The sequence below is a fragment of the Thalassospira sp. MIT1004 genome, assembly GCF_001858545.1.
In the GTDB taxonomy this organism is placed as follows: Bacteria; Pseudomonadota; Alphaproteobacteria; order Rhodospirillales; family Thalassospiraceae; genus Thalassospira; species Thalassospira xiamenensis.
Window position 1 is genome coordinate 85,983 of sequence record NZ_MCAO01000043.1, and the last position, 14,675, is coordinate 100,657.

12 protein-coding genes are annotated in these 14,675 nt (G+C 55.6%); 8 read left to right on the forward strand and 4 right to left on the reverse strand.

All coding sequences use genetic code 11. The annotated features are described in order from the left end of the window. Nucleotides 1-190: 190 nt before the first annotated feature. The 5 genes from xylF (at nucleotide 191) to BC440_RS16480 (ending at nucleotide 5,931) form a co-directional block, all read left to right on the forward strand. Nucleotides 191-1,222 (forward strand): D-xylose ABC transporter substrate-binding protein, encoded by a 1,032-nt coding sequence (gene xylF / locus BC440_RS16460; RefSeq protein WP_071240611.1) that lies wholly within the window; start codon nucleotides 191-193, stop codon nucleotides 1,220-1,222. Between the two features lie 84 nt (nucleotides 1,223-1,306). Further along, nucleotides 1,307-2,572 carry a sugar ABC transporter permease gene (locus BC440_RS16465; protein WP_202965941.1) on the forward strand — a complete coding sequence of 422 codons (1,266 nt, stop codon included), beginning with the start codon at nucleotides 1,307-1,309 and terminating at the stop codon, nucleotides 2,570-2,572. Nucleotides 2,573-2,584: 12 nt separating this feature from the next. Beyond that, nucleotides 2,585-3,403, forward strand: a complete 819-nt coding sequence (locus BC440_RS16470; protein WP_071240612.1) for an ATP-binding cassette domain-containing protein — start codon at nucleotides 2,585-2,587, stop codon at nucleotides 3,401-3,403. Then, the gene (locus tag BC440_RS16475; RefSeq protein ID WP_071240613.1) at nucleotides 3,400-4,581 is read left to right on the forward strand and encodes a fumarylacetoacetate hydrolase family protein; all 1,182 of its coding nucleotides are present in this window, start codon (nucleotides 3,400-3,402) and stop codon (nucleotides 4,579-4,581) included. The genes BC440_RS16470 and BC440_RS16475 overlap by 4 nt, the downstream gene beginning before the upstream one ends. 105 nt (nucleotides 4,582-4,686) lie before the next feature. Beyond that, nucleotides 4,687-5,931, forward strand: a complete 1,245-nt coding sequence (locus BC440_RS16480; RefSeq protein ID WP_037988569.1) for an ROK family transcriptional regulator — start codon at nucleotides 4,687-4,689, stop codon at nucleotides 5,929-5,931. 84 nt (nucleotides 5,932-6,015) lie between these two features. On the opposite strand, the gene BC440_RS16485 is transcribed toward BC440_RS16480, so the two are convergent. From BC440_RS16485 to araD, 4 genes are all read right to left on the reverse strand, one after another. Beyond that, entirely contained in the window at nucleotides 6,016-6,741 is a 726-nt protein-coding gene (locus tag BC440_RS16485; RefSeq protein WP_071240614.1) for a ribonuclease activity regulator RraA, read from the reverse strand. Between the two features lie 59 nt (nucleotides 6,742-6,800). Next, a complete protein-coding gene (locus tag BC440_RS16490; RefSeq protein ID WP_071240615.1) occupies nucleotides 6,801-8,315 on the reverse strand; it encodes an aldehyde dehydrogenase (NADP(+)) in 1,515 nt (504 codons plus the stop codon). 33 nt (nucleotides 8,316-8,348) lie between these two features. After that, nucleotides 8,349-9,260 carry a dihydrodipicolinate synthase family protein gene (locus BC440_RS16495; protein WP_071240616.1) on the reverse strand — a complete coding sequence of 304 codons (912 nt, stop codon included), beginning with the start codon at nucleotides 9,258-9,260 and terminating at the stop codon, nucleotides 8,349-8,351. A gap of 90 nt (nucleotides 9,261-9,350) precedes the next feature. Next, on the reverse strand, nucleotides 9,351-11,096 hold the full coding sequence (araD, locus tag BC440_RS16500) for an L-arabinonate dehydratase (RefSeq protein ID WP_071240617.1): 1,746 nt from the start codon (nucleotides 11,094-11,096) through the stop codon (nucleotides 9,351-9,353). 346 nt (nucleotides 11,097-11,442) lie between these two features. Between araD and BC440_RS16505 the strand changes: the two genes are divergently transcribed. From BC440_RS16505 to BC440_RS16515, 3 genes are all read left to right on the forward strand, one after another. Further along, complete coding sequence (locus BC440_RS16505) at nucleotides 11,443-12,489, forward strand: ABC transporter substrate-binding protein (protein ID WP_037992808.1); 1,047 nt, start codon at nucleotides 11,443-11,445, stop codon at nucleotides 12,487-12,489. Nucleotides 12,490-12,627: 138 nt separating this feature from the next. Continuing rightward, a complete protein-coding gene (locus BC440_RS16510) occupies nucleotides 12,628-13,053 on the forward strand; it encodes a tripartite tricarboxylate transporter TctB family protein (protein WP_007090598.1) in 426 nt (141 codons plus the stop codon). Nucleotides 13,054-13,079: 26 nt separating this feature from the next. Beyond that, on the forward strand, nucleotides 13,080-14,585 hold the full coding sequence (locus tag BC440_RS16515; RefSeq protein WP_071240618.1) for a tripartite tricarboxylate transporter permease: 1,506 nt from the start codon (nucleotides 13,080-13,082) through the stop codon (nucleotides 14,583-14,585). Nucleotides 14,586-14,675 lie beyond the last annotated feature (90 nt).

Genomic DNA, 14,675 nt, shown 5'->3' on the forward strand with positions numbered 1-14,675 from the left:
CACTGCACCAACTCAAATCCGCCTGAAATCAACCAATGATGCGGATTAACGGTGGATTTGAGCGTAATAAGCGAGATTTTTAATTTGTTCATTAAAAAAAATTTGACAGGACGGATCGAAGGCGTCAACATTTTTTCGACAACAAAAATAAATGTCACTGCAAGACACATATCATTCAGGGAAGAAACAGATGAAAAAACTCCTCTCCTCGGTCGCACTGGCCGGTGCCGTGCTGTTTTCCGCTAACGCCTTTGCCGACGATCTGATCGTTGGTGTCAGCTGGTCGAACTTCCAGGAAGAACGCTGGAAAACCGACGAAGCCGCCATTGTGAAGGCGCTTGAAGCAGCTGGCGCACAATATATCAGCGCCGACGCCCAAAGCTCGCCCTCCAAACAGCTTTCCGATATCGAAAGCCTGATTTCGCGTGGCGCAGATGCCTTGATCGTTCTGGCACAGGATTCCTCATCCATTGGTGCTGCAGTCACGCAGGCGATCAATGAAGGCATTCCGGTGGTTGGTTATGACCGCCTGATCGAAGACCCGAACGCCTATTACATTACCTTCAACAACAAGGAAGTCGGCCGTCTTCAGGCCGAAGCCGTGTTTACCCAACAGCCGAAAGGCAATTACGTATTCATCAAAGGCGCACCAACCGATCCGAACGCCAATATCCTCCATGAAGGGCAGCTTGAAATCCTTCAGGCGGCAATCGATAGCGGCGACATCAAGGTCGTCGGCGAAGCCTATACCGATAGCTGGCAGCCAGCCATCGCCCAGCGCAACATGGAACAGTTCCTGACTGCTGCCGATAACAAGGTTGACGCCGTTGTCGCCTCGAATGACGGCACGGCGGGTGGCGTTGTGGCCGCCCTTTCCGCACAGGGCATGCAAGGCATTCCGGTTTCCGGTCAGGATGGCGATCACGCCGCCCTTAACCGTGTTGCGCTTGGCACCCAGACGGTTTCGGTCTGGAAAGATGCCCGCCTTCTGGGACAGCGCGCGGCCGAAATCGCGGTTGAACTGGCAAAAGGCACCAAACTGGGTGACGTCGAAGGAACCCAGGATTGGAACAGCCCGAACGGTGTCACCATGAAGTCCTACTTCCTTGATCCGGTCGCGATCACCCAGAACAAGCTTGATCTTGTGATCGACGCGGGCTGGGTATCCAAGGACGTCGTCTGCAAAGGGGTTGAAAGCGGCAAGGTCGCTGCCTGTAACTAGGCAGGTTTCCTCCCTCCGACCTTGTTAAACCCCGGGGCCGGCCGCATCTGATCGACCGGCCCCGCTGCCTGACGAGCATTTTACATGACAAGACTACTTGCCAAGATGGAAGTCGACCGCCGCCTTGTGGGGCTCGCCGTTGTGCTTCTGGTTATCTGGATCGGCTTTGACATCGCATCCGGCGGACGCTTCATCACCCCGCGCAATATCTTTAACCTGTCGGTTCAGACGGCATCCGTTGCCGTGATGGCGTGCGGGATGGTGCTGATTATCGTCACCCGCCATATCGACCTTTCGGTCGGTGCGATACTGGGTGTTCTTGCGATGATCATGGGTGTCGTGCAATCCGACATCCTGCCGCAATTCCTTGAATACAACCACCCGATGACATGGATCATCACCCTTCTTGTCGGGTTGGTGATCGGGGCGACAATTGGTGGCATACAGGGGCTTGCCGTTGGTTATCTTGGCGTTCCGGCCTTTATCGTGACCCTGGGCGGGCTTCTGGTCTGGCGCGGGGCGGCATGGTGGGTCACGCAAGGGCGTACTGTTGCCCCGCTTGATCACAATTTCATGCTGCTGGGCGGCGGGATCGAAGGCACGATTGGCGCAACCTGGAGCTGGATTGTCGCAGCCATCTCCATTGTCGCCATCATCTATGCCGCCATCATGGAACGTCGCCGCAGGCTTTCCTTCCAGTTCCCGGTCAAACCGATCTGGGCGGAATATACCAATACACTGATCAAGGCCGGGCTGGTTCTGGTGGCGATCATCACATTGAACGCCTATCATCTACCCGAACGTGCAGCCGAACGCATTCTTGAAGATCGCGGTATTCCGGTGACGCCGGAAAACCTTATGATTTCGCACGGCATTCCGATTCCGCTTCTGATTGTTGCCCTTGTGGCGATTGTTCTGACCATCGTTGCCAAACGCACCCGGTTCGGGCGCTACGTTTTCGCCATGGGCGGCAACCCACAGGCCGCCGAACTGGCAGGCATTAACGTCAAACGCATGACGGTTGCGGTTTTTGCCCTGATGGGAGTTCTGTGCGCGATCAGTGCGGCGATTTCATCGGCACGCCTGCAATCGGCGGGCAATGACCTTGGCACGCTTGACGAATTGCGCGTGATTGCCGCGGTTGTGATCGGCGGAACGTCGCTGGCCGGCGGTGTCGGCACCATCTATGGCGCACTGATCGGTGCCCTTGTGATGCAAAGCCTGCAAAGCGGCATGGCGCTTCTGGGTGTTGATACATCACTGCAAAGCATCGTCATCGGCCTTGTGCTTGTCCTTGCCGTGTTCAGCGACAAATATTTCCATCGTCGTTATAGCGACCCGACCAGTTAGGAGTATGGGGAAATGAACGATATCAAAACCGGTCAAAGCCCGCTGGTCGAAATGCGCGACATCCATATCAGCTTTGGCGGGGTCAAGGCGGTCGATGGGGTTTCCATTGATCTTTATCCCGGCGAAGTCGTCGGCGTTCTGGGTCATAATGGCGCTGGCAAATCAACCCTGATCAAGGTGCTTTCGGGTGCATATAAGGCCGACACCGGCCAGATCATTGTTGATGGCCGCGAAGCCAAGATTGAAAACGCCCGCGATGCGCGCGACAACAATATCGAAACCATCTATCAGAACCTTGCCCTTGCCGATAATCTTGATGCCGCGCAGAACCTGTTTCTCGGCCGTGAAATCGTTGATAAATTTGGCTTTCTTGACGATGCCGCGATGGAACACAAGGCGCGTGAAGTGCTTCATCGCCTGAACCCGAATTTCCATAAATTCACATCCCCCGTTTCTGCACTTTCGGGCGGGCAACGGCAATCGGTGGCAATTGCGCGTGCCCTTTTGTTCGAAGCCCGCGTTCTGATCATGGATGAGCCCTGTGCCGCCCTTGGCGTGCATGAAACCCGCATGGTCGGTGAACTGATTGATCAGCTAAAACGTGACGGTCTCGGTATTTTGTTGATCAGTCACGATCTTCATGATGTGTTTGATTTGTCTGATCGTTTGCATGTTATGAAGAACGGCAAGCTGGTCGGCACCGTCCCGACCAAAGATGTTACCCATGATGACGTTCTTGGAATGATCATTCTGGGCAAAATGCCCGATCATCTTTTGCATCTTGCCGGACCGGGTGCCACCAACGCCCCGAACAAAGAGGCCCTTCAATGACTATCGACTTCACAAATACCGCAAGCGACATCCTGCCCGACGATCATGGCAATGCCATTCTGGTTGGTCGCGTCTGGGACCCGCGCGTTTCCGGCCCAACCCCGGTTGTTGTCGATCAGGGCAACCTTCGCGATATCAGCAAACTGGCCCCAACCATAAGTCAGCTTCTTGAACGCGACGACCTGGTATCGCAGCTTCGCAATCCGTCCGGTTTCCCGCTGGTGGGTACTTTGGATGACATTGTTGCCGCATCAAAACCCGGTGCAGGATCGCAAACCCTTCATCTGCTCAGCCCCAATGACCTTCAGGCGATCAAAGCCAGTGGCGTGACATTTGTCGCAAGCCTTCTGGAACGTGTGATCGAAGAACAGGCGCGTGGGGACGCCAGCAAGGCCGATCTGATTCGCACCGAAATCACCGGCATCATCGGCGATGACCTGTCGCAAATCGAACCGGGATCGAAAAAGGCCGCCGACATCAAGGAAGTCCTGATCGCCAAAGGCGCATGGTCGCAATATCTTGAAGTCGGGATTGGCCCGGATGCGGAAATCTTTACCAAATCCCCGCCGATGTCCGCCGTCGGTCATGGCGCGCATGTCGGCCTGCATCCGATTTCAAACTGGAACAACCCGGAACCCGAAGTGGTTCTGGCTGTCAGCTCAAAGGGCAAAATCGTCGGCGCCACCCTTGGCAATGATGTCAATCTGCGCGACGTCGAAGGCCGCTCCGCCCTGCTTCTGGGCAAGGCAAAGGACAATAACGGCTCCTGCGCCATCGGGCCGTTCATCCGCATTTTTGATGGTAATTTCACGCTTGAAACCGTCAAGCAGGCCGATCTTAAAATGGCGGTCGACGGGCAGGATGGCTATCACCTTGATGCTGGATCCTCCATGAGCCAGATCAGCCGTTCACCCGAAAGCCTCGCCGCACAGGCATGCGGCAAACATCATCAATATCCGGATGGCTTCATGCTGTTTCTGGGCACCATGTTTGCGCCCACCGATGATCGTGGTGGTGCTGGCAAGGGCTTCACCCACGAAATGGGCGATCTCGTTACCATTTCGACCCCCTGCCTCGGCAAGCTTTGCAATCAGGTCGAGCGGTCCGATACCATTGCGCCATGGACCTTTGGCATTACGGCACTGATGACCAATCTGGCCGCACGTGGATTGCTTTAACCCGCCGCATCACCAGCTTGCCAAAACGATAAAAAACATGCCCTTATCCGGAACCGGGTTTGCCCCCGGTTCCGATCCCGCCTTGCAGAATAACAGGCCCCGCCGATGAGCCGTCGAACCGATCACGATACCCCACGCCAGCCATCCCAGATTGCCATTCTGCGTTTTCTGCGTATTCATGGCCCTGCCGCCCGTATCGATATCGGCAACGCCACCGGATTAAGCCCGGCGACAGTAACATCGCTGACCGCCGATCTGATTGCCCAGGGGCTGGTAAAGGAAACACAAGGCGCACCAAACGGCACAAATGGCAATAACGGCCAAAGCGCTACACGCGGCCGCCCCAAGGTTCTACTTGATCTTGTGCCCGGCGCGGCCTGTGTGGTTGGCGTTAAACTAACGATCAATCTGGTTGAAATCGCACTGGGCAATTTCAAGGGCGAGATTGAACGCAGCATCCAGCACAGCATCAACACACGTGATCTTGATGAAACATCGCTGGTGACAACACTTTGCGATCTGATTGATCAGTTCATTTCCGATAACCGCGACATTGCACCAAACCCGCCCATCGGGATCGGTATCGCCATTCAGGGCGTTGCCGACAGCAACAGCGGCGAAATCATCTGGTCACCGGCCCTTCGCAATCGACATATCGCAATCACCAAACCGTTGCGCGAACGCTTTGGCGGCATTGTACAGATGTCAAACGATGCTAACTGCATTGCAACTGCCATCACCCAGAATAACGATCTTGGCGGCAATGGTGATTTTGCCGTCATCATGCTAGGCTACGGCGTCGGCATGGGGCTTGTCCTGAACGGGGCGGTGTATAATGGCCATTTTGGCGCTGCCGCCGAATTCGGTCACATGAAATATCAACCCGATGGCCCGCTTTGCAATTGCGGACGACGCGGTTGTATCGAAGCCTATATCGGGGATTACGCCATTCTGCGCGATGCCAGTGGCCTGATTGATATGCCCGATGCCAACAACCTGCATCCCAGCGAAAAACAGATGATGGATCTGGTCAAACGGGCACGTGACGGCCACGAAGATCTTGCCGATCTGTTCCGCCACGCCGGAAAGGTACTCGGATATGGCATTGCCAATCTGATCGCCCTTCTGGGACCGGAACGCATCCTGATCACCGGTTCCGGCGCACGGGCCTACGATCTGATGGAACCCGAAATCGAACGTGGCCTTCGCGAGGCACAGGTGCCGGAACTGCGTAACGGGCCCAAGATCATCCACCTGCCGTGGGACAAGGATCTGGCATTGCAGGGTGCAATCGGCCAAAGCCTTTTGCGCCATGACGAAAGCATGTTCGCCAATCCACCGGCAAACTGACCGGATCACTTGGCTAGACCCGAAATGCAAAAAGCCGCCCGAGACGGGGCGGCTTTACGCGATATTCAGCAAAGCATAACGGGATCAGCGACCCGTTTTTTTGCGCCATGCCTCATAATTGGCTTTGGTTTCGTCCTTGGTCGCCGGATAAAGGCCGATGATCGGCTTGCCGGCCAGAACTTCTTGCAGAACGAAGTCCTCGAAGCTCTCCATGCCTGCGCATTCTTCGGCCAGTTCGTCGGCAAGATGGGCCGGAATGACAACAACGCCATCCTTATCCCCGACCAGAACATCCCCCGGGAAAACCGGCGCATCGCCACACCCGATCGGCACGTTAAGGTCATAGGCCTCGTGCAGGGTCAGGTTGGTCGGGGCCGACGGACGGTTGTGATAGGCGTGAATATCAAGTTTGCCAATACCCTCCGCATCGCGGAAACCACCATCGGTAACGATACCGACAACGCCGCGCTTCACCAGACGGGTTACAAGGATCGAGCCCGCCGATGCCGCCCGGGCATCCTTGCGGCTATCCATCACCAGAACATGACCAGCCGGGCATTGCTCAACCGCTACACGTTGCGGATGGTTAGGATCGCGGAAAACCTCGATCGGGTTGCGGTCTTCACGTGCCGGGATATAGCGCAGGGTATAGGCCTGCCCGACCATGTTCTCGCCTTTTGGCGCAACCGGGCCAACCTCCTGAATAAACTGGTTCCGAAGGCCGCGTTTAAAAAGGGCGGTGCAAAGCGATGCCGTGCTGACCCGTTTAAGCTTCTCGCGCGTCGCGTCTCCAAGGACATAATCGCTCATTATCTTAACTCCGTAAGTACGCCGGGGTGCGATCACCCCAGCAAATCAATGAAAGGCGATCAGGCCAGATCAGCGGGCAGGACATCCGCCGGGATGTTCTGATAGCAGACCGGACGCAGGAAGCGACGGATCGACAGGGTGCCAACCGACGTCGCCCCGAAATTGGTCGATGCCGGGTACGGCCCGCCATGCACCATGGTGTCGCAAACCTCAACCCCGGTCGGGAAACCATTGGCCAGAATACGACCCGCCTTGCGTTCAAGGATCGGCAACAGCGAACGCGCATCCGCCGCATCCCCGCCATCCATATGGATCGTGCAGGTCAGCTGACCTTCAAGCGCCCTGGCAATCGCCTGCATTTCGGCAATATCCTTGACCCGGACAACAAGCCCAAGCGGCCCAAACACTTCCTCGCCCAGCACATGATTGGCCAGCCAGTTTTCACCGCTGGTTTCAAACAGATACGGCGTCGCATTGCGAAGATCACATGACGTGGTCAGGACTTCCTTGACGCCTGATGTCGCGGCAATGCGTTTCGCCCCACTGCGATAGGCATCAGCCATACCATCGGTCAGCATGGTTTGCGCCGCCACATCGCCAAGGCCCGCCTTGGCGGTTGCGACGAACGCATCGGCATCCGGACCGTCAAGGACAACCGCAATCCCCGGATTGGTACAGAACTGCCCTGCCCCCATGGTCAGCGACCCGACCCAGCCCCTGGCGAGTTCTTCGGTGCGCGCACTCATGGCGTTCGGCAGCAGGAACATCGGGTTGACCGAGCCCAACTCGCCAAAGAACGGGATCGGTTCCGGGCGCTGCGCGCACAGATCGAACAATGCACGACCACCGCCCAGCGACCCGGTAAAGCCGACCGCCTTGATCAGCGGATGCTGCACCAGGCTCTGGCCGACATCGCGTTTGCCACCCTGGATCAGGCTGAACACACCGGGATGAATGCCACATGCCTTGACCGCAACATCAATCGCCTGCGCAACAATCTCGCCGGTACCCGGATGGGCCGAATGGCCCTTGACCACGACCGGGCAACCGGCTGCAAGGGCGGCGGCGGTATCGCCACCAGCGACCGAGAATGCCAGCGGGAAGTTCGACGCACCAAACACCGCCACCGGGCCAATCGGGCGCTGCATCAGACGCAGGTCCGGACGCGGCAGGGGGGCGCGATCCGGAAGCGCTTCGTCATGACGGCGATCCAGATAATCACCGGCAAGGATATGGCTGGCAAACAGGCGAAGCTGGCCAACCGTACGACCGCGCTCCCCATTCAAGCGCGCTTCCGGCAGGCCGGTTTCCTGGGTACCGATTTCGGTGATTTCCGCACCGCGGGCATCGATTTCATCGGCGATCCTATTCAGGAACTTAGCCCGTTCTTCGCGGGTGGAATAGCCATAGGACCAGAATGCGTCTTCGGCGGCCCTGGCAGCCTGATCGACCAGGGCCGGGGTGCCGACCGGGAAAGTATTGGCCGGGCCATGGGCTGGTTCGGACTGGAAGGTCTGCTCGCCTGCGACCCACTGGCCAGCAATCAGATGTTTTCCTGTCAGGTTATAGGACATTGGTGCCTCCTTTACGCGGGGATATCCCGGCGCTTATTTCACGAGTTTGTTTTCGCGCATGAAGACGACAAGCTTGTCATGCTGCGCAGGCGTCAGGGGCCAAGCTGATGGCGGGCGCGTCGGTCCGCAATCGTTGCCCAGAATCTGCAACGCGGATTTAACCCCGGTCACGTTGGTACCGTTCATTTCTTCGGCTCGGACATCTTCAAATGCCCGCATTTCCGAAATCAGTTTGCGGGCGGTTTCGTAATCGCCGCCTTCAAGGGCCGCATGGATCGCCATCGAACGTTCCGGCCACACATTGATCAGACCCGACGTAAAGCCGCGCGCGCCCACCGCATAGAAGGTCGGCGCCCAGACTTCGGCAAGCCCGCCAACCCAGACGATATCAGGATCGCAGGCTGAAATCGCCTCGGCCAGCTTCATCGGATTTGGCGTCGCCCATTTGACACCGGCAACACCTTCAACTGCACATAGGTCGGCAATCGCCTTGGTGCCAATCGTATCGTTGCGAAGATACAGCATCATCGGCAAACCATCCGACGCATCGGCAATGCGTTTAAGATAGTCGACAACACCACGCGGCGCGACAAAGGGATCTGGTGGCTGATGGATCATAAGCGCCTCGGCACCGGCGTCCGCCGATGCCTTTGCCAATGCAACCGCATCGCGAATGCCACGCCCCACCCCGGCCAGCATCGGCGCGCGACCATCAAGCATTTCGGCAACCGATCTGGCCATGGCGATGGCCTCGTCCGTAGTCAGCGCATAAAATTCGCCGGTATTGCCGTTTACCACCGGAAAATGGACACCCGCGGCCAGCGCACGATCAATGATCGGGGAGAGTTTTTTCGGCGCGACATCGCCGTTTTCATCATAAGGCGTAACAAGAATGCCGGAAATCCCGGACAGCACGCCACGCAAATCGGCTTTGGAAAGTGCCATTGGTCAAAGTCCCTGAATTCTGTTGGAGGTGGCGCGATGGGTGCGCCACCAGTTTGTCATCGATCATTGCCGGATCAACCAACCGGCGGATCAGAAGATATCCGGCTCACCGGCGGTTTTGCCGAAGTCGGGCGACAGGAAGTCGAAATCACAGCCTTCATTGGCCTGGGTGACATGCTTGCCAAACATCCAGCCATAACCGCGCTGATAGCGATCCTCGGGCTTTTTCCAAGCCGCGCGACGCCGTTCGAGTTCATCTTCATCCACCAGCATGTCCAGACGACGGTTATCAAGATCAAGCTTCACGATATCGCCGGTTTTCAAAAGGGCGAGCGGCCCGCCGATATAGCTTTCCGGCGCAACATGAAGCACACACGCCCCATAAGACGTGCCCGACATACGCGCATCCGAAATGCGCAACATGTCACGATGCCCCTGCTTGATCAGCGCTTTCGGGATCGGCAGCATCCCCCATTCCGGGAATCCCGGCCCGCCAAGCGGCCCGGCATTGCGTAGAACCATCACATGATCGGGCGTGATATCAAGATTTTCGTCATCAACCGCCTTTTTCATTTCCGGGTAGCTGTCAAATACAAGTGCAGGCCCCTGATGATTGCGGAACCGTTCATCACAGGCGGCCGGTTTGATCACCGCCCCGTCCGGGCACAGATTGCCGCGCAGCACGGCAAGCGATCCTTCGTGATAGACCGGGTTAGACAGCGGACGAATGACATCGTCGTTATAAACCGTCGCCCCCTCAAGCGTTTCGCCAAGCGTCTTGCCGGTCACCGTCGTAACGCTTGTATCAAGCTTGTCGCCAAGTTCCGCCATCAGGGCGCGCAGACCACCGGCATAGAAGAAATCTTCCATCAGGTAATCCCCCTTGCCCGACGGCCGGATATTGGCAATCAGCGGCGTGGTACGGCCAAGAGCGTCAAGATCATCAAGATCAAGCTTAATGCTGGCACGGCGCGCCATCGCCAGAAGATGCACCACCGCATTGGTCGAACAGCCGGTCGCCATCGCAACAACGGCAGAATTTCTTACCGACGCCGGGGTGACGATTTTTTCAGGCGTCAGATCTTCCCAGACCATATCGACGATACGACGACCACACTGGGTCGACATACGGATATGACCGGCATCCGGTGCCGGGATCGACGACGCGCCAGGAAGGCAAAGCCCCATGGCTTCGGCAATCGCGGTCATGGTCGATGCCGTGCCCATGGTCATGCAATGACCATAAGAACGTGCGATGCCGCCTTCGACCCCCACCCATTCCTCGTCACTGATGTTACCCGCACGGCGTTCATCCCAGTATTTCCACGCATCCGACCCGGAACCAAGGATTTTACCGGCATAATTCCCCCGCAACATCGGGCCAGCCGGAAGATAGATCATCGGCACACCCGCCGAAATCGCACCCATGACAAGACCCGGCGTGGTTTTGTCGCAACCGCCCATCAAAACCACACCATCGAGCGGATGCGAACGGATCAGCTCTTCCGTCTCCATCGCCAGCAGGTTGCGATACAGCATCGAGGTCGGCTTGGTGAAAGACTCATCAACCGAAATCGCCGGAAGTTCGACCGGGAAACCACCCGCCTGATGCACGCCTTTTTTGACGTCACCGGAACGTTCGCGGAAATGAGCGTGGCACGGGTTCAATTCCGACCAGGTATTCAGAATTCCGATGACCGGGCGACCTGTCCAGTCTTCCGGATCAAGCCCCATCTGCATCAGACGCGAACGGTGACCAAACGAACGCAGATCGTCGGGCGCAAACCAGCGCGCGCTTCTAAAGTCTTCGGCAGATTTTTTTTGCTTTTCGGACATGGCGTTCCTCCCGTGTATCTGCCCTGCCGGGTGACTATGCACATGCAAACCCGACAGAACAATGCAATTTCATTTATGATGCCATGTATGCGCATACACATCAATGTTGTCAAGTTATCTTACAGGTATTTTCCCGTGTGAAGCTTATACAAAAAGACCAAATATTCCGAGATTGACAGAAGTTAAATCGACTTGTATGAATTTATGTATGCGCTTTCATTAAGCTTGGAATTTTACAGGCAACAATAACAAGAACAAGCAAAGCGCAGGCCTATCGGGAACCACCCCGGCCGGGCATCTCGGGCAAGGAGCCCTTATTCAGGATCGCGTCATTCGGGAGGAAACAATGACCGGACTTTTCAAAACCCTCGCCACTGCCGTCGGGCTTGCAGCCATGCTCGCAGCACCGTCTCTTGCCAACGCAGCCGACCTGCCAAGCAACGTTCGACTGGTCATCGGCTCGAAGTCAACCGGTGGCGACACCTATCAGAACAGCGCAATCATCGCCGAAGCACTTTCGAAAAAACTCGATATCAACGTCAAGGTTGATGCCGTTGGTGTGAGCGAAGCCTTCAAGGCACTTGATCGCGATTCACGTGGCACGACGCTTATGATGTTCCATGACGGTGCCTATATGGGCAACCTTTATGGCGTTCGCGGTTACGACAATATTTTTGAAAAATACAATGTCGGTGCCACCGTCTCGATCAATCCGGGCAACGCATACCTTGTCGCGAAAGACTCTCCATTCAAATCAATGGAAGACGTTTTTGCCGCTGCGGCTGCCGGACAGCGCATTCGCGTCGCCATTCAGGCTGGTGGCGTTTCGGAAATCGGTCTTTCTGCGATGAAAAACGCAGCAAAAATCATGTATCCGGGCGCTGAAGAAAACATCGTCGCCGTCAATACCGGTTCGCAGGCAGATAAAAACCAGCTTCTATTTGATCGTCAGGCCGATGTGATCAACGGCTCCGTACAGGCAAACGAACAGTTCACCCAGCTTCCGCAGGACGACCAGAAAGCGATGCGTTTCATCTGGGTAACAGCCCGTGAAAAAACCATCAAACAGGCAAATCCGGAAGGCATGGGCAACACGACCAGCGAAGAATTGCTCGGCTACACCACACCGAATGTAAGCGTCACGATGGACGGCACGAACGACTTCACCTTTGATAAAGAGTTCTTCTTCCTCTTCAACAAAGACATGGATCCGGCAATCGTCGAAACCATCGACAATGCCCTTGCCGAAATCTATGCCGAAGGCAAAATTCAGGAAACCCAGAAGAATTCCTTCTTCATTCCGAACTTCCTGCCATCGAAAGAAGCCTCTGCCTATCTTGAAGGTAAAAGCGAAACCATCCGGAAAATCATCTCTTCGATTTCAACGAACTAGCCATTCCCTGTTGGCCCGGCCATCTGCCGGGCCAACAGGAACATCGACAGATGAAGACTATCCCGACAACCGTGCCCGCCGCTAAAACCGACACGTTTTCAGCACATTGGGCAGCGCGGGATAAGAAGGAGATACTTCATGTCACTGGAATCGCTTTTATCAGTGTCCATTGATTTCGATACATCGCACACGGTATTTCCAACCATCGTTGCCATTGTGCTTGGCATTTTACTGGTTGCGATACTGGCAACGCGCAGTCGCGCGATTTTGGCAACGGTTGGCTCCGTCCCCTGGTGGCCGGCCAAAATTGACCATATGCGTTTTTTCGGAACCCTCGCCGGTACCGTTCTTTATTTCATCGCCATGCCATGGGTGGGCGACTTTTATCCGAATACCGGCCTCGGGTTTTATATCTGTTCGATCCCCTACCTGTTTGCCATGAGCGTGCTTTACCTGCAGCAGCGCGATAAGCGGCATCTGCTGATCGCGGGCCTGAATGCCCTGATAGCACCGAGCGTTGTCTGGTACCTGCTGTCGGAACTTTTCAACATATCGCTTCCTTAAGCCAAGAACGACACGAGAGATTTGATATGGATTTTCTTTCCATTTTAACGCCGTTCTTCTTTACCCTGGTTGCATCCGGCACGGTGATCGGCATCATTTTTGGTGCGATCCCCGGAATGACGGCAACCATGGCGGTCGCGGTGTGTTTACCGCTGACCTATTCCCTTGGTCTGGAAAACGGTCTGGCCCTTTTGCTGGGTCTTTATGTTGGCGGCATTTCGGGCGGACTTGTTCCGGCTATTCTTTTGAATATCCCGGGAACGCCATCCTCAATCGCCACCACATTTGACGGCTACCCCATGACCCAAAAGGGCGACGGTGAAAGCGCCCTTCGGATCGCAGTCATTTCATCTTTTGTCGGCGGCATCATCAGTCTGGCGGCACTCTTCTTCTTTGCCCCCGCACTTGCCGACTTTGCGATCAAATTTTCATATGTTGAAAAATTCCTGATCATCTTCTTTGCGCTGACCGTTATGGCAGCACTAAGCAGCAACATGCTCGTTGGCGTTTTCAGTGGCGTGCTTGGTATCTTCCTTAGCCTGATAGGTGCCTACGATATTTCGCGCGGCGGCAATGGCGAATTGCGCCTGGTACCGGAATTTCTGGAATATTACCTTGAAGGTGGCTTCTCGCTGCTGCCGGTACTGATCGGGATCTTTGGCCTGTCGACCATCCTGATCGAAGCCGAAAGTGGCATGAAGGACGAAAAAGGTCTTTCATCGGTCAAGATTGGCAAAGGCAAACGTTTCGATTTTTCCGTCTTCAAAGGTCAGTTCGTCAACCTGATACGATCTTCGGGGATTGGTACTTTTGTGGGCATTTTGCCCGGTGTCGGCGGCAGTGCCGCGTCGATCCTGGCCTATAGCCAGCAAAAAAACTTTTCAAAAAATCCGGAACGCTTTGGCAAAGGCGAACCTTCCGGCGTCATGGCATCGGAAAGTGCGAATAACGGCCTGACCGGCGGCGCGCTGGTACCGTTGCTTTCGCTTGGCATTCCCGGTGATTCGACAACCGCCATCCTGATCGGTGCCTTCACCTTGCAGGGCATTCAGGTCGGCCCCCTGTTTATCGGCAACAATCCGGTAACCTGGGATGCGATGATTGTTGCCATGCTTGCAGCAAACATCGTGATGCTGATTGTCATGATCTTTGCCATCCGGCACATCGCCAAGGTGGTGATGATCCCGAAAAACATCCTGTTTCCGATCATTTTGATGATGTGCGTTGTTGGCGCATACACCATCAATTACGGCGTGATGTTTGATGTCTGGACGTTGTTGATATTCGGTTTATTTGGCTACTTTGCCCATAAAATCGGATTGGAAATCGCCCCCTTCATCATCGGTTTTATCCTTGGTCCGTCGGCGGAAATCTATTTCGTCAAAAGCATTGAATCGTTTGGTACGCTCTCGATCTTCTTCACCAAAAGCTGGATCGCGGTTCTGTTGTGGATACTGATTGCACTTTCCGTCTGGTTCTCGGTTGCAATTTCTCACAAAAAGAAACGGGACCTGACGGCATCTGGCAATTAAGATAAAACGCGATTGCCATCCAGTGATGCCAATGTGCAGGTGCCCTCGGATCAAGCCGATGCCAAGGGCGCCTTCACAAAATGACTTCAA